Source organism: Actinoplanes sp. NPDC051346 (assembly GCF_040682215.1).
Taxonomy (GTDB): Bacteria; Actinomycetota; Actinomycetes; order Mycobacteriales; family Micromonosporaceae; genus Actinoplanes.
On the sequence record NZ_JBFBAJ010000001.1, the window covers coordinates 658,450 to 676,039 of the forward strand.

The window sequence follows — 17,590 nt, forward strand, 5'->3', positions numbered from 1 at the left end:
CGCGCGCGGCGTCACCGGACGGGTCCGCCTCCTCGAAAGCAAGGTATGGCTTGCCTAAAGAATGGCTCTCCTATTCTTTGCATTCTCGAGAACTGTCGGACCGCCACCGCGCGTCGTGCTCTTCAATAGTTTATTCTCGGCCTTGAGAAAGGGAGGCCAGACCATGACTCAAATGATGGAGATGCCGCGTGTGCAGGCGTGCACGGTAAGCGGCTGCGGCTACAACCACGACGGATGCACGGCCTTCGCGATCACGATCGGCCGCGCCAAGAACGAGTGCGACACGTTCATCGAGGGCAACGAGGGCGGGATGGGCCAGGTCATGGCCCAGGTGGGCGCCTGTCACCGCGCCGAGTGCGTGCACAACACCGACCTGGAGTGCCACGCGCCGGCGATCACCGTCGGTGCCGCCGAAGATCGCGCCGACTGCCTCACATACTCGGCCCGGTAATTGTCTGCGAAGTGAGCCTTACCTAAGACCGCCGCCCTTTTCGAGGGCGGCGGTCTTCTTTAATTGCGACAACTTCGTCGCGGCGATCTACAGGTAAAGGCCGGTCGACGGTGCGGTGCTGGGCACGGTGACCGGGCGGGCGCCGGTTTTCAGGGCGTACAGCTCGGCCAGGGTGGCGCCCTCCGGGCCGAGGCCGCTCGAGGTCCCCAGCCACGCGGTCGCCTCCGCGTACGGCAGCCGCCCGACCTCGATGCTCGCGAGGCACCGCCCGGGCCGGACCACGGCGGGGTGCAGCGACGCCAGATCCTCGTTCGTGGTGATCGCGATGAGCGCGTTGCGGCCCTGGCCGAGGAGGCCGTCGGTGAGGTTGAGCAGCCGCGACAGCGACTGACCGGCGCTCGCCTTGGCCTCGCCGCTGATCAGTTCGTCGCAGTCCTCGAGCATGAGCAGCCGCCAGCGCGGCTCATCATCGTCTCCGCTGCCCAGCGCCACGCTCATCAGGTACGCGGGGTCGCCGAACATCCGCTCCGGATCGAGCACGCAGTCCACCTGGCACCACGAGCGCCACTGCTGGGCGAGGGCCCGCAGGGCGGTGGTCTTTCCGGTGCCGGGCTCGCCGTGCAGCAACAACAGGCGGCCGTTGACGGCGGTGCCGTCGACGGCCATGAGACGTTCGAGCGTACGGGCTACCGGGCCGGCGTAGTTTGCCCGGATCTTGTCCCAGGGGGCGGCGTCGATCTCGCGCTGCACCCGCCGCGGTCCGTGCGGGCCGAAGTGCCAGAACCCGATCGGCACGCTGTCCGCCGCCGGTCCGGGCTCCTCGACCGCGTTGACCGTAGCCGCGGCGAGCACCGACTCGGCGAGCTCGGCGCTCACCGCGGTGACCGTCACGCGGGCGCGGCGGCTCTGCTTCCACCGGGTCACGTGCAGGGTCCAGCCCTCACCGGTGGACAACCGTCCGTGGCTGTCCTCCTCGAGGGCGTCGCGGACCACACGCGCGTCGTCGGTCGTCAGGGCCGCGTCCGCGCGGACGTTCTCCAGGTAACTCGTCCGGCCGAACGGCTCACGCCCGGTGACGAAGGCATCGAGGGCGAGCAGGTCGACGACGTCCACCAGCCGGTCACCGTCGTCGACGGCACCGGACAGCGGCAGCGGGGTGTGAGCGGGCGGGACGGCCGCCGGCTCTACGGGACGGCTGCCGAGCCGGTCGACGGACTGGTGGGGGGTACGCATTACCCCATGATCGTCTGAAAGTCCCGGAGGGGCACCCTGTTTTACCGCAAGATGGTCCGAACGGGACCGTCGGCGCGGGTCCTCGGCCGTGCTTCCCGACTCCATTTCCCAAGATCACGGCTGGTCGGTAAGGTGAGGGTTACCTAACACGCATTGACCAGCACTCATATCGATCAGGAGACCACATGGCGACCAACCCGCTTATCTCGCGCCGCGGTTTGTTCTTCGGCGCGGCGGGTGTCGCGGCGGCCGGGCTGCTCGCGGCCTGCAGTGACGACAAGTCCGGTGGCACCGGCTCGAACACCACCTCGGCGAAGGTCGGCGGCGGCTCGTTCCCGGCCAAGGTCACCCACCAGTTCGGCACCACCACCGTCGAGAAGGCGCCGGCGAGCGTCGTCTCGCTCGGCTGGGCGGACGCGGACGCCCTGCTCGCGCTCGGCGTCGTCCCGGTCGGCATCCTCGACTGGTTCCAGGCGTGGCCGGTCGGCGTCGGCCCGTGGGCGCAGGCCAAGCTGGGCGGCGCGAAGCCGACCGTGCTGAAGGGCCCGGAGATCAACTACGAGCAGGTCGCGACCCTGCGTCCCGACCTCGTCACGTTCACCAAGAGTGACAACGACAAGGCGAAGTGGGACCAGCTCGAGAAGCTGGCACCCACCCTGAGCGGACCTGCCGGCGTGGCGGCCTACGGCACCACGCTCAAGGACCAGACGATGCTCATCGCCGAGGCCATCGGCAAGAAGGCCGAGGGTGAGGCGCTCGTCGCCGCCAACGACAAGGCCCTGGCCGACGTCAAGGCCGCCAACCCCACCTTCGCCGGCAAGAGCGTCGTCATCGCGGCCGCGTTCAGCGGACAGTACGGCGCCTACACCCGTGGTGACGGCCGCGTGCAGTTCATGGAGGCCCTCGGCTTCAAGAACTCCCAGAAGATCGAGGACCTGAAGCCGCAGAGCTTCTACGCCCAGATCTCCAAGGAGCAGGTCAACCTGCTCGACGCCGACCTCACCGTCGTCTTCGGCCTCGGCGCCGGCGACGCGATCCGCAAGGACGCCGTGCTTAACGGCATCGGTTCGGCCAAGGCCAAGCGCCTGCTCGTCATCGACGACGCCGACCTGGTCAACGCGTTCTCCACCAACTCGGTGCTGAGCACCCCGTACACCATCGAGAAGTTCCTCCCGATGGTCAAGGACGCCCTGGCGTGACCGCACTGGCCGAGCGGGATCACGAGGCCGCCGAGCGCGCCGGCTACGCGCCCCTTCAGGAGCGCGTCCGCGCTCGCGGCGGACTCACGACACGCGGCCTCGGCCTCGTCGTCGCGGTGGCGGCCCTCGTCGCCGTCGCGGCGCTGAGCGTCGCGGTCGGCACCAAGTCGATCCCGCTCGGCACGGTCTGGGACGCGCTGGACGGGCACACCAGCCTGGCCGAGCGGGCCCAGGACGTGCAGATCATCACGGAGCTGCGCATCCCCCGTACGCTGCTCGGCCTGGCCGCCGGGATCGCGCTCGGCCTGGCCGGCGCGCTCATCCAGGCGCTCACCCGCAACCCGCTCGCCGACCCCGGCATCCTCGGCATCGACGCGGGGGCCGCCGCCGCGGTGGTCGTGGCCGTCCAGATCTTCGGCATCGGCTCGCTGACCGGCTACATCTGGTTCGCCTTCGCCGGCGCGGCCGCCGCCTTCACCGTGGTCTACCTGCTCGGCTCGCGCGGCCGCTCCGGCGCCTCGCCGGAACGGCTGGCCCTCGCCGGCACCGCGATCCACGCCGCCCTGTTCGCCGTCGTCAACGGCTTCGCGCTGCTCAACTCCGCGACCTTCGAGGTCTATCGCGTGTGGATGATCGGCTCGCTCACCGCGAAGGACCTCCCCACCCTGTACGCGGTGCTGCCGTTCATCGCCGCGGGCGTGCTGCTGACCCTCGCGCTGGGCCCCTCGCTCAACGCCATCGCACTCGGCGAGGACACCGCCCGCGCCCTCGGCGCCAACCTGAACCGCACCCGGCTGTTGTCCGTGGTAGCCATCACCCTGCTCTGCGGCGCGGCCACCGCGGCCGTCGGTCCGATCGCCTTCGTCGGGCTCGCCGTGCCGCACATCGCCCGCACCATCGTCGGGCCGGACCAGCGCTGGCTGCTGCCCTATTCCCTGGTCCTGGCGCCGGTCATGCTGCTGCTCTCGGACATCGTCGGCCGGGTGCTGGCGCGGCCCGGCGAGCTCGAGGTCGGCCTGGTCACCGCCCTCCTCGGCGCGCCCGTCTTCATCGCGATCATCCTGCGCCGGCGGATCGTGCCGCTGTGAGCCGCCGACTCACCCTGCGCGCGCCCGGCGTTGCCGTCCGCCTCGACCTGCGCACCATGGCGGTCACCGTGCTGTTGGTCGCGGCGGCGCTGGCGATCGCCGCCTGGACCGTCACCGCGGTCGGCGTGCGGATCCCGTACCCCGATGTGGTCGAGATCCTGGGCGGCGGTGGCCGCCGCGCCGACCGGTTCATCCTGCTCGACCTGCGCCTGCCCCGGGTCGCCCTGGCGCTGCTCGCCGGCGCCGCCCTCGGCCTGTCCGGCGCGGTCTTCCAGAGCCTGTCACGCAACCCGCTGGGCAGCCCCGACGTCATCGGATTCACCGTCGGCTCGGCCACCGGCGCGGTCGTCGCCCTCCTGGTGCTCGGCGCCGGTGCGGCGGGCGCGGCGGTCGGGGCCGTCGTGGGCGGCACCCTCACCGCCGCCCTCGTCTACGGGCTGGCCGCGTTGGGCGGCGGCGCGATCCGGCGCCTCGTACTCGTCGGCATCGGCGTCAGCGCGATGCTCGCCGCCGTCAACGGCTACCTGCTCAGCCGCGCCGGCCTCGCCGAGGCGCAGGCCGCCGCCACCTGGCTGGTCGGCACGCTCAGCGGCCGGACCTGGGAGTACGCCCGGCTGCTGGGAATCGCCCTGCTCGTCCTCACCCCCCTGCTGCTGATCCTCAGCCGGCGGCTGGCGATGCTCGAGCTCGGCGACGAATCCGCGCGGTCCCTCGGCGTACGGGTCGACCGGGCCCGCCCGCTGCTCGTGTTCCTGGCCGTGGCGGTCTGCGCGGTGGCGACCGCCGCCACCGGCCCGATCGCGTTCGTGGCGCTCGCCGCGCCGCAGATCGCCAAGCGCCTGACCGGCTCGGCGGCGCCGCAACTCGTGCCGGCGGCGGTCACCGGGGCGCTGGTGATGGTGCTCAGCGACTTCGCCGCCCAACGGCTTGTCGCCCCGGCCCAACTGCCGGTCGGAGTGATCACCGGGGCGGTCGGCGGGGTCTATCTCGCGTGGGTGCTCAGCGTGCAATGGCGGAGAGGAAGCTAGTGAGTCTTCGTTTCGGTTTTCCGCCGCGGGAAGGCTCAGCGTCGCGGCTGTCTGGATCGGACCTGACCCTCGCGTACGACAACCGGGTCATCGCGTCCGGGCTGGACGTGACGATCCCGGACGGCTCGTTCACGGTCATCGTCGGGCCCAACGCGTGCGGCAAGTCCACGCTGCTGAGATCCCTGTCCGGCCTGCTCACCCCGAAGCGGGGCACGGTGGTGCTGGACGGGCAGGCGATCGGCTCGTACCGCGCGAAAGAGGTCGCGCGCCGCCTCGGCCTGCTCCCGCAGTCGGCGACGGCACCCGAGGGCATCTCGGTGGCGGACCTCGTCGCCCGCGGCCGCTACCCCCACCAGAAGCTCCTGCGGCAGTGGACCCCCGAGGACGAGAACCAGGTCGCCGCCGCGATGGAGGCGACAGGCGTGACAGAACTGGCCGACCGGGCCGTCGACGAACTCTCCGGCGGCCAACGCCAGCGGGTGTGGATGGCGATGGCGCTGGCCCAGCAGACCGACCTGCTCCTGCTCGACGAGCCGACGACGTACCTCGACATCGCCTACCAGATCGACCTGCTGGACCTCTGCGCGGACCTCAACGAACAGGGCCGCACGTTGGTCGCCGTGCTGCACGATCTCAACCACGCCTGCCGGTACGCGACCCACCTGATCGCCATGAAGGCCGGGCGCATCGTGGCCTCGGGCGACCCGGGCGCGGTCATCACGGCCGAGCTGGTCGAGGAGGTCTACGGCCTGCCGTGCGAGGTCATCCCGGACCCGCAGACCGGCACACCGCTGGTGGTGCCGGCCGCGCGAACCGGGAGAACCCGCCGCCTCGTGCGGTGAGTCTCAGGACATGCGGGACAGCACGAACACGGGGATGACCCGGTCCGTCTTGGTCACGTAGTCCGCGTACGCCGGCCAGACTTCGACGGCCCGCGCCCACCACTCGGCCCGCTCCTCGCCGTGCACCTCACGCGCCAGGTAGTCGTGCTTCTCCGCGCCGTCCTGGAGCTCGACGTGCGGATTCTTCACCAGGTTCCAGTACCAGACAGGATGGGTCGGCGCACCGCCCAGCGAGGCGACGGCCGCGTACTCGCCGCCGTGCTCGACGCGCATCAGCGGTGTCTTGCGCAGCTTGCCGGACTTGGCGCCCACCGACGTGAGCACGATCACCGGCTTGCCCTGCATCGTGCCGGCCTCCGCGCCACCGGACGCCTCGTACTTCTCCGCCTGCTCGCGTGCCCAGTCGGTGGGACTTGGTGCGTACTCGCCGGTCAAAGGCATGTTCGTTCCCCTTCTCCGTGCTCGATGGTGGCTTCTCCACCAGCTTCTCCACCAGGAGAACGCCGGTTGACGTGATCATCAAGTCCGATGTGGCCAGTGACCTGCGGCACGGCGGCCCGGTAGGGTTCCGCCATGCCCGTGATCCTCGCCGCCGCCGACCCCGGATCGCCTCCGGCATGATCGAGCGCATCCTGCCGGCACCGGTCCGATCGGCGTACGCCCTCGACGACCCACCCGCGGCCACGCTATACCCCGCCGAGGCGGAACTCGTGGCAAACGCGGTCCCCAAACGACGCAGCGAATTCACCACCGTCCGACACTGCGCCCGCACCGCCCTGGCCGCCCTCGACATGCCCCCCGCCCCCATCCTGCGCGGCGACCGCGGCGCCCCGATCTGGCCGCGGGGTATCGTCGGCAGCCTCACCCACTGCGCCGGCTACCGGGCGGCGGCGGTCGCCCGGGACGCCGACGTGACGGGCATCGGCATCGACGCCGAGGTGCACGGCCCACTGCCGGACGGCGTGTTCGACCTGGTCTCGCTGCCGGAGGAACGCGAGCATCTGACGGACCTGGCCGCGGAGCATCCGGAGACGTGGTGGGAGCGGCTGCTGTTCAGCGCCAAGGAGTCGGTCTACAAGGTCTGGTTTCCGCGTACGGGGGAGTGGCTCGGTTTCGAGGAGGCGTCCCTGACCTTCGACCCGAAGGCGGGCGAATTCTCGGCCCGGCTGTTGCGGTCGGGGCCGTTCGAAAGGCTGACCGGCAGGTTCCTGGTGGTGGACGGGATCGTCCTGACGGCCATCGTGCTCTAGCTCATGACCGACACTCAGAGGTCGAACTCGCCGACCTTGACTCCGCCGAGGAACGCCGCCCACTCCTGGCGGTCGAACAGCAGTTGAGAGTGCATCGTCTTGGGCCCGCCGACGGGCCGCTCCAGAACGGTGTAGTCGAATACCACCACCATCAGTGGAGGGGGGTCCGTTCCAAGACAACCTGCCGCTCGATCCGGCTCGCGACGATCTGCTCCACATGGTCAGCCGGCAAGTGACTGCCCGTCGCGCAGAGCGCATGTGCGTATTCCGGCGTCTGGAAGAGCCCGGGCAGTACCAGCGGTTGGAAAGACCGCAGGGTGCGTGCGTCACGCTCGATCGCGGCCCCCTCTCGGAACCAGGGAACCAGCGTCGACGCCCGCCTTCAAAGAGCCCAACGGCGGCAGACGCGACACCATCGCTGACTGAACACTGCTGGCCTGTGACGTGGCCGGAGTTTGTTGACGCCGGAGCCTGGACAGCGAACGAGACCGCGACGACGTTGCTGAGCGATGGAACGATCCTTGCCATGATCGTCTGGATCAACGGTGCGTTCGGATCTGGCAAGACAACGACGGCGGCCCTGGTGGTGAAGGGGCTGAGCGGTGCGAAGCTTTTCGACCCCGAGCACGTCGGCTACATGCTGATGCCGTTCGTCGAGTCGCCGACCGGCGACTTCCAGGACCTTCCGCTGTGGCGTCACCTCGTCATCGAGACGATGGTCGGCTTGGCTCGGCAGTATTCGCACCCATGGGTCGTCCCAATGAGTCTGATCAACGAGGCTTACCGGGCGGAGATCCTGGGCGGCATCCGCGGCGCCGGCGTCGAGGTCCGTGAATTCGTCCTGGACGTTCCGGAGGATCGGCTGCGGGTCCGGATCGACGCGGATCAGGTGGACTTCGAGGCCCGGCGATGGCGGCAGGACCACGTCAGCCAGGCGGTGACCATGTTCGCCTCGCTGACCGACGCCGCGTTCGTCGACGGGTCGCGGCCCCCTGAGCAGGTGGCCGAGGATGTGCTGGCCTTCGGCTGCTCGGAAATCTCTGGCCCGGGGTCCGGGCAGAAGTGATCATGTCAGCGTGAAGCAGTACCGGAACCTTGGTGACCCACTTGCCGGCGCCGACGTCGTGCTTGTCGGGCTGTTCTCGGCGAAGGAGAAGCAGTTCGGCGTCCGGCTCGACGAGCTTGCCGCACTGGTCGAGGCCCGCGGTAGCCGGGTGGTGGGCCGGTTCGTCCAGCGCCGGGGTCCCTCCGATCGGTGGAAGGAACGCCCCGGCGGGGCGGCCCGGATGGGCCTGCCGTTCTCGCGCCGGACGCTGCTGACGCACGGCAAGGTCCGCGAGATCGCCGAGGCATGCCGGGAGGCGGACATCGACGCCGCGGTTTTCGTGAACGACCTCACGCGGGTCCAGCGGACCGTCTTGACCGGCATCCTCGGCTGCCTCGTAGTCAGCGGTGATGACCTCGCCGTCCCTGGCGAGACGGGTTAGCGGGCGAGTCGGGTCAGCGGTCGCGAACGGGGAGTGTCTGTCGTTGGTGGCCTCCCTGAACGGCGGCGTCAGCGGTCGGCGAACCGCTGGGCGAAACCCATCAGGTCTCGGCGTTCGATGGCGGCCGCCATCAGCTCCGGGAAGGCGTCCGGAGTGCAGGCGAAGGCCGGCACTCCCAGGGCTGCCAGGGCCGCGGCGTTTTCGTGGTCGTAGGCCGGGGCGCCCTCGTCCGAGAGGGCCAGCAGCACGACGACCTGGACTCCGGCCGCGGTCATCTCGGCGACCCGGCGCAGCATCTGCTCGCGGACGCCGCCTTCGTAGAGGTCGCTGATCAGCACGAAGATGCTGTCGCGGGGCCGGGTGATGAGCTGCTGGCCGTAGCCGATCGCGCGGTTGATGTCCGTGCCGCCGCCGAGCTGGGTGCCGAACAGCACCTCGACCGGGTCGGCGAGTTGGTCGGTCAGGTCGACCACCGCCGTGTCGAAGACGACCAGGGAGGTTTTCAGCGAGCGCATGGAGGCCAGGACGGCGGCGAAGACGCCGGAGAACACCACCGAGGCCGCCATGGAGCCGGACTGGTCGACGCAGAGCACCACGTCGCGCTGGATCGCCGTGGTGCGTCGGCCGTATCCAACCAGGCGTTCCGGGACGACCGTGCGGTGCTCGGGCTGGTAGTGCTTGAGGTTGGCGCGGATGGTCCGGTCCCAGTCGATGTCGGTCAGCCTGGGGCGGTTGATCCGGGCCGCCCGGTTCAGCGCCCCGCTGATCGCCGCCCGGGTCTTCTGGCTGATCCGTTCCTCCAGCTCGGTGACGACCTTGCGGACGACCTGGCGTGCCGCGTCCTTGGTGCGTTCGGGCATCACCCGGTTCAGCGACAGGAGCGTGCCGACCAGGTGGACGTCGGGCTCGACCGCGGCGAGCATCTCCGGCTCGAGCAGCAGCCGGGTCAGGTCGAGGCGTTCGATGGCGTCGGCCTGCATGACCTGCACGACCGTACTCGGAAAGTATTCCCGGATGTCGCCGAGCCAGCGGGCCACCTTGGGGGCCGAGTCGTTGAGCCCGGCCGACCGGGACGTGCGCCGATCCTCCGTGTCCTCGGCGCTGTCATAGAGGGCCGCGAGGGCGGCGTCCATCCGGCCGTCCCGGCCCTGTGCCGCGCCCAGGGACTCGTCGGCGGGACCGCCCAGCACGAGTCGCCACCGGCGCATCCGCTCACGCCGCGCCGCGTCGTCGATGTCGGTCATCCGATCTCCCGTCCCAGCAGGGCGCTCAGGGTGGGCAGCACGCGCGCCGCCCGGTCGTGGTCCAGGGCGATGGGCTCCGCGTCGGCGCCGCCCGCGCCGCCCACGCCGCCCGCGATCCGTTCGCCGATGGCGCGGCGTTCCCCGGTCGCGAAAGCGCCGAAGGTACGCCGCAGCAACGGCAGTACGTTGTCGAAGCCGTCCGCCGGAATGTCGGCGAGCCACCCGTCAATGAGCTCCAACAGCGCGTCGTCGTGCACGAGCAGCAACCCGCCCCCGGACAGGAAGCCTTCGACCCAGGCGGCGCCGTGCGCGGGCGGCGTGCCGACGGTCAGCGGCAACCGCAGCCGCCGCCGCACCTCGGCGGTGTCCAGCCGGCCCGCGTCGAGCAGCAGCCGGGTGAGTCGCCCGGCCAACAACCCGTGCAGCCCGGACCGCTGAGAGACCGCCGCGAGCGTGGTCAGCCAGCGCTCGCGCAGCTCCGCGTCGTCCAACAGGCACACGGCCCGGTGCACCCCGTCGAGGTGGTCGCGCAACTCCCCGGCGGCCTCGTCGGAGAGCGAGCCGGCGGCCGCGGGCAGGCCGGCGCAGACCCGGGTGAGCAGGCTCGACGTCACCGTCGCCAGCCCGGCGATGTCCGAACGTCGCACATCGCCGTAACGCAGCGCCCGAGCCAGGGCGGGAATCGCGGCCATGAGGTGGTTGATGTCGGCGTCCACCGCGGCACGGGTGTCGAGGGCGGCGAGCACCGGCGGGAAGGCGTCGGCCAGGTCGGCGAGCAGGCACACCTCCACCAGCGCCGTCACGTCGCCGAGGGTGGCCGCCGCGCGGGCCGCTTCGGTCACCTTCGTGGTGGCCGCCGCCACGACCGTCGTGCCGTACATGCTGCCCTCGACCAGTTGCACCGCGAAGTCGGGCAGCCACCGCAACCGCCACTGCTCCCGGAAGGTGCCGGTGCCGCGCCGAGCCGTCTCCGGCTCACCCCACGGCACGCCGATCGCGCGCATCCGGTGCAGCAGATGGCTGCGGGCCAGGTCGATGTCGCGGCGCAGGTCCAGCTCGAGGGTGCGTTCCAGAGCCTCCGGCTTGAGGCGTACGGCACGCTGCCGTGCGGCGAGATCCTTGGCCAGTGGCACGGCGGGCATCTCGTCCGGCACGCCGCCGAGCCGCTCGCCGACGACCAGCTGCCGCCCGATGAGCTCGGACCGCAACGGTTCGCCGTCGCACATGACCGCCTCGGCGGCCTCGGTGACCTCGGCGAGCCCGGCGAGCGGGCGGCCCCGCAGCACGGCCAGGGCCTCGGCCAGCCGGGTCGCCTCGATGACATGCGCGGACGAGGTCGGCACCCCTTCGGCGCGCAACACCCCGGCGGCGTCGACGAGCCACCGCGGCACGACGTCACCGCCGGCGGTGAAAAGGTGGTGGTACCAGCCCGGGGACCGCACTCCGGCGCCGTAGCCGGACCAAGACGCCAGCCTTCCGTACGTCCACGGCACCCACGTGAACGCCACCTTCGCCTTCTTGCGCCCCTTGAGCAGCGCGCCGTCGTCCTTCGCGGTGACTTTGCGGGTGAGCGCCGGCACGTGCCACGCGCCGCAGACGACGGCGATGTCGTCATGGGTGCGCCGCACCTCGCGCAGCACCGTTCGCATGTACGCCTCGCGGACCAGATCCTCGGGATCCTCGGGGGAGTTCTCCCGGATGGCGGTCATGGCCTCGGCGATCGCGGCGAAGGCGGGCATGCCCCGGTGCTCGACGACGTCCTCCCACCACCGCTCGGGATCGTCGTAGCCGGCGGCCCGGGCCAGTTCCCCGATCGGATCGGCAGGCCGTCGCGCCCGCCCCGAAGACCCGCCGTCCTCCTCGGACTCCGCGTCGGGCAACGGAGGATCGACGGCCGGCGACGGCGACGGCCACGGCGAGGCGGCCGGCGATGGCGTGGCGGCCGGCGATGGCGTGGCGGCCGGCGGCGGCGAGGTGGTTGGCGGCGGCGCGGCGGATGGCGACGGGGCGGCGGTTGGCGGCGGCGCGGCGGTTGGCGGCGGCGCGGCGGTTGGCGGCGGCGCGGCGGTTGGCGGCGGCGCGGCGGTTGGCGGCGGCGCGGCGGTTGGCGGCGGCGAGGTGGACGGCGGGGGAGGAACGGCGGCACGTGGTAGGTCCGGTGTGTCGTCGTCCGCGAGCCGATAGGCGTAGGGAAGGTCGAAGAACCGCACCGGCACCTCGTGGCGCACGGCCCAGCGGATCGCCTGCCATTCCGGTGAGAAGACGGCGAACGGCCAGAACGCGGACCGGCGGGGGTCGTCCGTCGCGTAGCCGAGCAGCGCCACCGGCGGATCCAGGCCTGGGTCGGCAACCCAGGCGACCAGGTCGTCGGCCTCGGGCGGGCCCTCGACCAGCAGGACGGACGGTCGTTGCCGTTCGAGCTCCTGGAGCACCGCCCGCGCCGAGCCGGGGCCGTGGTGGCGGATGCCGTACAGCCGTTCAGGCATCGCGGGCCGCGCGGTAGAAGTCGCGCCAGTCGGTGCGTTCGCGGACGACCGTCTCGAGGTATTCGCGCCAGACGACGCTGTCGGAGACCGGGTCCTTGACCACGGCGCCGAGGATGCCCGTGGCCACGTCGGCCGGGTGGAGTCGGCCGTCGCCGAAGTGGGCGGCCAGGGCCATGCCGCTGGTGATGACGGAGATGGCCTCGGCGGTGGACAGGGTGCCGGTCGGGGACTTGAGCCTGGTGCGGCCGTCTTCGGTCATGCCGCCGCGGAGCTCGCGGAAGATCGTCACCACGCGGCGGATCTCCTCGAGCGCGGTGGGCACCTCCGGCAGGTCGAGCGAGCGGCCGAGCTGGGCCACCCGGCGTGCCACGATCTCCACCTCGTCGTCGGCCGAGGCGGGCATGGGCAGCACCACGGTGTTGAAGCGCCGCCGTAGCGCGCTCGACAGCTCGTTGACGCCGCGGTCGCGGTCGTTGGCGGTGGCGATGAGGTTGAAGCCGCGCTGGGCCTGGACCTCGGTGTTCAGCTCCGGCACCGGCAGTGTCTTCTCGGACAGGATGGTGATCAGCGCGTCCTGCACGTCGGAGGGCACGCGGGTGAGCTCCTCGACGCGGGCGATCGAGCCGCTCCGCATGGCGCGCATGATCGGGCTCGGTGTCAGGGCGGCCTCGGACGGGCCCTCGGCGAGCAGCCGCGCGTAGTTCCACCCGTACCGAATGGCCTCCTCGGCCGTGCCCGCCGTGCCCTGCACCAGCTGGGTGGAGTCGCCGCTGACGGCGGCGGCGAGGTGCTCGGAGACCCAGGTCTTGGCCGTGCCCGGGACGCCGAGCAGCAGCAGCGCCCGATCGGTGACCAGAGTGGACACCGCCACCTCCATGAGCCGGCGCGGGCCCACGTACTTCGGGGTGATCTTCGCGCCGTCGCCCAGCAGATAGGTCACCACGGCGTGCGGGGACAACCGCCAGCCGTGCGGGCGCGGCCGGTCGTCGGTCTCCGCGAGCAGGGCCAGCTCGTCGGCATACTGCTCCTCGGCGTGCGGGCGCAGAGCGGTCATTGAAACTCCATGAGCATCTCGTGGCGGAAGGTGAGGGTGCGGGCCAGGTCGGCGACGGGCCGGATCCGGGACGGGTCGGCAGAGTCCTGATCGAGGCGGGTGGTGAGCTGGGCGACGTGCGTCGCGTACGCCGGGGGCATGGCGGTGGCGGCGGCGCGACACAGCTCGGCGAGTTGCCAGCTGTGCCGGTCGGTGCGGGCCCGGTGCGCGATGGTCTCGATCACCGCGACGGCGAGCTCGTCCGGCCAGGCGCCGGGATGCACCGCGAGCAGGCGGTGGGCGAGATGGTCCTCGCGGCGCAGGAAGTCGGCGGCGATCCGGGCGAGGTCCGCCGGGGGCAACAGCAGATGCAGGTCCCACCGGACGGCCTCGCGCAGCCCCGCGGCACTCTCCCGAGAGTCGTTGCGCACCAGCGCTGAGGCCCAGTCCGAGTCGGCCTGGGTGATCGCGGCCTTGGCCCAGCCGTGCAGCAGGGCCGCCTCCCAGTCGTTGCCGCGCGCCAGATCGACGACGGCTGACGGGCCTCGGCCGAACGCTGTCGTCCAGGTGGCCAGCGGGGTGCCGGCGACGACCTCTTCGAGCAACCACGCCCGCACGCCGTTGCCCCGGGCGGGCTGGGCGGCGACACCGTCGCGGCGCAGCTCGTCGGTGAGCTCGGCGGGCGGCGTGACCGCCACCCGGTCGCGTCCCAGGGCGCGGCGCTCGAGCGTGACCGCGGCCAGCGCACGCGTCGCCATTCGCTTGCCGAGGTTGGCACCCGGAAGCCGTCGCAGCAGCTCGAGCGCGGCTTCGCGAACCTCCTTGCGCCGGTCGTCGAGGGCGGCCTCGAGGAACTCGTCGTCGGCGAGGGACAACCCGGCGCACAGCGCGGCGACGAACCGGGCGCGGTCCTCGGGCGTCTCGCCGCGCCAGGTGCCGCGCAGCAGGGCCAGCCCGGCGGCGGGGTCGGTGCCCCGCAGGCGGGTGAGGTGGGCGAGGCGCTCACCACCGGTGCCCGTTTCCCAGATCGCCGGGTCATCGGCGACCGCCGCGCCGGGCGCCTCGTCCCGCAACCACCGCCATTCCGGCCGCAGGTCCGCCAGCCAGCGGCCGCGTTCCCCGGCGACCCGGCCGATGGTGGGCCGTACGACGCTGTTGCGGCGGCCGGCGTCGAGCAGGGCGGGCAACGCCTCCGGTGGGACGTGGCCGCCGTGCGTCGCGGCCGCGACGAGCCACTGGGCGAGCAGCTCCTGAGCCTGCTGGGCGCCGCCCGGAGCACCACCGTCGCTGAGCAGGCGCAGCAGTCGCGCGCCTGCGGCGGACGGCACCGGCGGGCCGGTCTCGGCGGGTGCCGGCTCGACCGGCGGGTGCGAGGTGGACGGTGTCGTGCCGGCGCGGCGGTAGACCAGGGCGGTGGCCGCGGCCTCCAGGAGGGAGCATCCGGGACCCAGGCCGATGCCGTGGTCGCCGACGTCGACGGACGTCGCGGTGAATGGCCGGCGGCTCGTGCCCACCAGGGCCGCCGCCAGCAGGCCGGGCGGAAGCTCGGGAGAGTGCCGCGCCCCGCCGTCGGGCACCGGGGGAGCCGCCGGCACGAAGCGGCCCTGCACCCAGGCGGCCAGCGGCCGCAGGCCCGCCGGCGTCCACTCGGCCGACACTGTGGCCGGTGCACCGCCGGCGGCGGCCAGCAACCACCACGGCTCCCGGTGCCCGGCGGCGAGCGGCAGCGCGTCGCCGTCGGCGTCGGTGAGGAAGCCGTCGGAGCCGGGCGTGACGTCCGCCAGCAGGGCGGGGGCGTCGAAGCGCCACGGCTCGGCGGCGAGGACGGCAGCCCAGCCGTGCAGCGCCCCCCGCACGGTGGTCGCCCCGCCCGGCTCCGACATCGGCCGTGGCGCTGATCGGCGGTCCTTGACGAGGGCGCGCAGTGGTGCCGCGCCGGGATAGAAGCACAAGTCGGCGTCGAAGGACGTGCCGGGAACGAGGTCGGCCGCCAGCGTCTGGCCGGGAGCGGCGAATGACAGGTGGAGCGCGAATCGTCCACTGTCGACGCCGTGCAGCCAGGTGCGCCGGGTGATGATCGTGCCGTCGTCGCTGTCGGTCTGACCGAGCACCTGCCAGTGGTCGGACACGGGCGCGGTGGCTAAGACATCCTCCGTCGCAACCGGAAAGCCGATCCGCGCGCGCACCGTGGCGGCCACGGCCGGAGGCAGCGTGTCGACGCGCTCGTGGCCGGCCGCCAGCAGGCGCACCATCGCCAGGCCGCCGAGAAGCCGGTCGGCCCACTGCGGCCCGATGCCGACAACGTCACCGAGGCGGCGCACGGCGGAGGCCGCACCCGGCGCCTGCGCGTCGACGAGGCGGGCCGCCATGGTCTCGAACGGCGCGCGCCCGGCGTGCTCGGCGCCAGCCAGACCCTGCTGCATCTGGTCCTCCAGCCAGCGGGTGAGCTCGGCCATGCCCGCGGCGACCCGCTCCTCGCGTTGGCGGGCGCGCTTGCGGGCACCCTCGGGATCCACCGGTCCGGAGGCCTTCCGCGCGGTGGCCACGGCGCGCGCCGCCCGGCTGGCCCGCCACTCGGCGACGAAAGCGGGTGTCTCGGCGGCCGGGCCCGGCGCGGCGTCCTCCGCCCACATCAACAGCAGGCCCAGAGCATGCTTGCAGGGGAACTTGCGGCTCGGGCAGGAGCACTTGTAGGCCGGACCGGAGAGATCCACGCAGACCTGATAGGGATTCTTCCCGCTGCCCTCGCACAGTCCCCACAGGACATCGTCGAGCAGGCCGGTCGCCTGCCACTTCGAGGCGACACCGACACCGCGGGCGCCCTTGAGTGAACCGGCGTCCGGGGCGACGGCGGTGACCTGGGCGGTGGACCAGCGTTCGACAGGCACCCGCAAACTCTATGAGCGGGGTACGACGTTTTCCGCCCCGTGCCCCGCCGGCACTTCCTCGCCTGCTCTCGGCGCCGGGGGCGGACTTCCGTCCCCGAACGGCCGCCCGCCGAGCCGCTCGCGCCCGTGCTCCTCGAGCCACCCCGACAGGTCCGGCCCCGCCGGGACGATCCCCGTCGGATTGATGTCGCGGTGCACCTCGTAGTAGTGGCTCTTGATGTGGACGAAGTCGGTCGTGTCCCCGAAGCCCGGCGTCTGGAACAGATCCCGCGCGTACGCCCACAGCACCGGCATCTCGCTCAGCTTGCCGCGGTTGCACTTGAAATGCCCGTGGTAGACCGCGTCGAAGCGCGCCAAGGTGGTGAAGAGCCGCACGTCGGCCTCGGTGATCGTGTCGCCCACCAGATACCGCTGCCGGGCAAGCCGGTCCGAGAGCCAGTCCAGCCGGTCGAAGAGCCGGTGGTACGCCCGCTCGTAAGCCTCCTGCGACCCCGCGAAGCCGGCCCGGTAGACGCCGTTGTTGACGTCCGCGAACACGTACCCGTTGACCTCGTCGATTTCCTGCCGCAACGCCGGCGGATAGAGCTGGGGGGCGCCCTCCCGGTGGTGTGCCGTCCACTCCAGCGAGAGGTCGAGGGTGATCTGCGCGAAGTCGTTCGTCACCACCTTCCCGGTCGGCACGTCCACGATCGCCGGCACGGTGATGCCCTTGTCGTAGTTCGGGAACCGCTGGAGGAACGCCTCCTGCAACCGTTCGATCCCGAGCACCGGATCCCGCCCGCCCGGATCCAGGTCGAACGTCCAGCTTCGCTCGTCGTGCGTCGGCCCGGCGATCGCCATCGACAGCGCGTCCTCGAGGCCCAGCAACCGCCGCACGATGATCGCGCGGTTGGCCCACGGGCAGGCGCGGCTCACCACCAGGCGGTAGCGGCCCGGCTCCACCGGATAGCCGTCGCGGCCGTCCGCGGTGATCCGGGTGGCGATGTAGCGCTGGTCACGGGTGAACTCACCGGACTCCGAGACATAAGCCATGTGCTCATCATCGCTGGTCGAAGAGGAAAGCACGGGACCCGGCCCGCGCGGGCCGGGTACCGGTATGTCGGTCGTCAGTCGCGGGCGCCGCTGAGGTGCGGGCGCCGGGCCAGGATCAGGCTCAGCGCGACGTACGCCGCCGTGACCCTCTCCGTGCTGGTCGTCGACGCCTGCGTGCTGGGCGTGGCGAGCGCGGTGCTGGGGGAACGGCTCGCCGAGCGCGACGCCGCCGTGCTGGCCCTACTGCTGGTCACCGCCGTGTACGGGCCGCTGCGGCAACGACTGTGGACCCTGGTACGCCGGCTCGTGCGCGGCCGCCGCGACGACCC

At 72.0% G+C, this 17,590-nt stretch carries 17 protein-coding genes; 7 read left to right on the forward strand and 10 right to left on the reverse strand.

The annotated features are described in order from the left end of the window. Positions 1-163: 163 nt before the first annotated feature. The gene (locus tag AB0M36_RS02945) at positions 164-451 is read left to right on the forward strand and encodes a DUF1540 domain-containing protein (protein ID WP_364151384.1); all 288 of its coding nucleotides are present in this window, start codon (positions 164-166) and stop codon (positions 449-451) included. A gap of 87 nt (positions 452-538) precedes the next feature. Here AB0M36_RS02945 and AB0M36_RS02950 read toward each other — a convergent pair whose 3' ends face one another. Beyond that, positions 539-1,684 carry a DUF5925 domain-containing protein gene (locus AB0M36_RS02950; protein ID WP_364151386.1) on the reverse strand — a complete coding sequence of 382 codons (1,146 nt, stop codon included), beginning with the start codon at positions 1,682-1,684 and terminating at the stop codon, positions 539-541. Positions 1,685-1,869: 185 nt separating this feature from the next. Between AB0M36_RS02950 and AB0M36_RS02955 the strand changes: the two genes are divergently transcribed. The 4 genes from AB0M36_RS02955 to AB0M36_RS02970 are packed head-to-tail and all read left to right on the forward strand — an operon-like array spanning position 1,870 to position 5,841. Next, positions 1,870-2,883, forward strand: a complete 1,014-nt coding sequence (locus AB0M36_RS02955) for an ABC transporter substrate-binding protein (protein WP_364151388.1) — start codon at positions 1,870-1,872, stop codon at positions 2,881-2,883. Further along, a complete protein-coding gene (locus AB0M36_RS02960) occupies positions 2,880-3,971 on the forward strand; it encodes an iron chelate uptake ABC transporter family permease subunit (protein WP_364151391.1) in 1,092 nt (363 codons plus the stop codon). The genes AB0M36_RS02955 and AB0M36_RS02960 overlap by 4 nt, the downstream gene beginning before the upstream one ends. Further along, on the forward strand, positions 3,968-4,999 hold the full coding sequence (locus AB0M36_RS02965) for an iron chelate uptake ABC transporter family permease subunit (protein ID WP_364151393.1): 1,032 nt from the start codon (positions 3,968-3,970) through the stop codon (positions 4,997-4,999). The genes AB0M36_RS02960 and AB0M36_RS02965 overlap by 4 nt, the downstream gene beginning before the upstream one ends. Continuing rightward, positions 4,999-5,841, forward strand: a complete 843-nt coding sequence (locus AB0M36_RS02970; protein ID WP_364151396.1) for an ABC transporter ATP-binding protein — start codon at positions 4,999-5,001, stop codon at positions 5,839-5,841. Before AB0M36_RS02965 ends, AB0M36_RS02970 begins: the two co-directional genes overlap by 1 nt. Before the next feature lie 3 nt (positions 5,842-5,844). On the opposite strand, the gene AB0M36_RS02975 is transcribed toward AB0M36_RS02970, so the two are convergent. Then, on the reverse strand, positions 5,845-6,282 hold the full coding sequence (locus AB0M36_RS02975) for a nitroreductase family deazaflavin-dependent oxidoreductase (RefSeq protein ID WP_364151398.1): 438 nt from the start codon (positions 6,280-6,282) through the stop codon (positions 5,845-5,847). Positions 6,283-6,353: 71 nt separating this feature from the next. On the opposite strand from AB0M36_RS02975, the gene AB0M36_RS02980 reads away from it, so the two are divergent. Continuing rightward, the gene (locus AB0M36_RS02980; RefSeq protein ID WP_364151400.1) at positions 6,354-7,091 is read left to right on the forward strand and encodes a 4'-phosphopantetheinyl transferase superfamily protein; all 738 of its coding nucleotides are present in this window, start codon (positions 6,354-6,356) and stop codon (positions 7,089-7,091) included. A gap of 14 nt (positions 7,092-7,105) precedes the next feature. On the opposite strand, the gene AB0M36_RS02985 is transcribed toward AB0M36_RS02980, so the two are convergent. Further along, on the reverse strand, positions 7,106-7,243 hold the full coding sequence (locus tag AB0M36_RS02985; RefSeq protein WP_364151403.1) for a hypothetical protein: 138 nt from the start codon (positions 7,241-7,243) through the stop codon (positions 7,106-7,108). Then, on the reverse strand, positions 7,243-7,458 hold the full coding sequence (locus tag AB0M36_RS02990; RefSeq protein WP_364152239.1) for a Scr1 family TA system antitoxin-like transcriptional regulator: 216 nt from the start codon (positions 7,456-7,458) through the stop codon (positions 7,243-7,245). Before AB0M36_RS02990 ends, AB0M36_RS02985 begins: the two co-directional genes overlap by 1 nt. 709 nt (positions 7,459-8,167) lie before the next feature. Here AB0M36_RS02990 and AB0M36_RS02995 point away from each other — a divergent pair. Beyond that, positions 8,168-8,578, forward strand: a complete 411-nt coding sequence (locus AB0M36_RS02995) for a hypothetical protein (RefSeq protein WP_364151406.1) — start codon at positions 8,168-8,170, stop codon at positions 8,576-8,578. A 68-nt stretch (positions 8,579-8,646) separates the two neighbouring features. Here the strand turns inward: AB0M36_RS02995 and AB0M36_RS03000 are convergent, their stop codons facing one another. The 6 genes from AB0M36_RS03000 to AB0M36_RS03025 form a co-directional block, all read right to left on the reverse strand. Next, positions 8,647-9,822 carry a VWA domain-containing protein gene (locus AB0M36_RS03000; RefSeq protein ID WP_364151409.1) on the reverse strand — a complete coding sequence of 392 codons (1,176 nt, stop codon included), beginning with the start codon at positions 9,820-9,822 and terminating at the stop codon, positions 8,647-8,649. Next, positions 9,819-12,308 carry a DUF5682 family protein gene (locus AB0M36_RS03005; protein ID WP_364151411.1) on the reverse strand — a complete coding sequence of 830 codons (2,490 nt, stop codon included), beginning with the start codon at positions 12,306-12,308 and terminating at the stop codon, positions 9,819-9,821. The genes AB0M36_RS03000 and AB0M36_RS03005 overlap by 4 nt, the downstream gene beginning before the upstream one ends. Beyond that, a complete protein-coding gene (locus AB0M36_RS03010; protein ID WP_364151414.1) occupies positions 12,301-13,362 on the reverse strand; it encodes an AAA family ATPase in 1,062 nt (353 codons plus the stop codon). Before AB0M36_RS03010 ends, AB0M36_RS03005 begins: the two co-directional genes overlap by 8 nt. Next, positions 13,359-16,229, reverse strand: a complete 2,871-nt coding sequence (locus AB0M36_RS03015) for an SWIM zinc finger family protein (RefSeq protein ID WP_364151417.1) — start codon at positions 16,227-16,229, stop codon at positions 13,359-13,361. The genes AB0M36_RS03010 and AB0M36_RS03015 overlap by 4 nt, the downstream gene beginning before the upstream one ends. A gap of 9 nt (positions 16,230-16,238) precedes the next feature. Next, the gene (locus tag AB0M36_RS03020) at positions 16,239-17,261 is read right to left on the reverse strand and encodes a glutathione S-transferase C-terminal domain-containing protein (protein WP_364151419.1); all 1,023 of its coding nucleotides are present in this window, start codon (positions 17,259-17,261) and stop codon (positions 16,239-16,241) included. Positions 17,262-17,335: 74 nt separating this feature from the next. Beyond that, positions 17,336-17,515 carry a hypothetical protein gene (locus AB0M36_RS03025; protein WP_364151422.1) on the reverse strand — a complete coding sequence of 60 codons (180 nt, stop codon included), beginning with the start codon at positions 17,513-17,515 and terminating at the stop codon, positions 17,336-17,338. Between the last annotated feature and the right edge of the window lie 75 nt (positions 17,516-17,590).

Coding starts and splice junctions, on each gene's coding strand:
- AB0M36_RS02945 (WP_364151384.1), top strand. CDS start 164: ATGACTCAAATGATGGAGATGCCGCGTGTGCAGGCGTGCACGGTAAGC.
- AB0M36_RS02985 (WP_364151403.1), bottom strand. CDS start 7,243: ATGGTGGTGGTATTCGACTACACCGTTCTGGAGCGGCCCGTCGGCGGG.
- AB0M36_RS02975 (WP_364151398.1), bottom strand. CDS start 6,282: ATGCCTTTGACCGGCGAGTACGCACCAAGTCCCACCGACTGGGCACGC.
- AB0M36_RS03010 (WP_364151414.1), bottom strand. CDS start 13,362: ATGACCGCTCTGCGCCCGCACGCCGAGGAGCAGTATGCCGACGAGCTG.
- AB0M36_RS02950 (WP_364151386.1), bottom strand. CDS start 1,684: ATGCGTACCCCCCACCAGTCCGTCGACCGGCTCGGCAGCCGTCCCGTA.
- AB0M36_RS03020 (WP_364151419.1), bottom strand. CDS start 17,261: ATGGCTTATGTCTCGGAGTCCGGTGAGTTCACCCGTGACCAGCGCTAC.
- AB0M36_RS03005 (WP_364151411.1), bottom strand. CDS start 12,308: ATGCCTGAACGGCTGTACGGCATCCGCCACCACGGCCCCGGCTCGGCG.
- AB0M36_RS03000 (WP_364151409.1), bottom strand. CDS start 9,822: ATGACCGACATCGACGACGCGGCGCGGCGTGAGCGGATGCGCCGGTGG.
- AB0M36_RS02955 (WP_364151388.1), top strand. CDS start 1,870: ATGGCGACCAACCCGCTTATCTCGCGCCGCGGTTTGTTCTTCGGCGCG.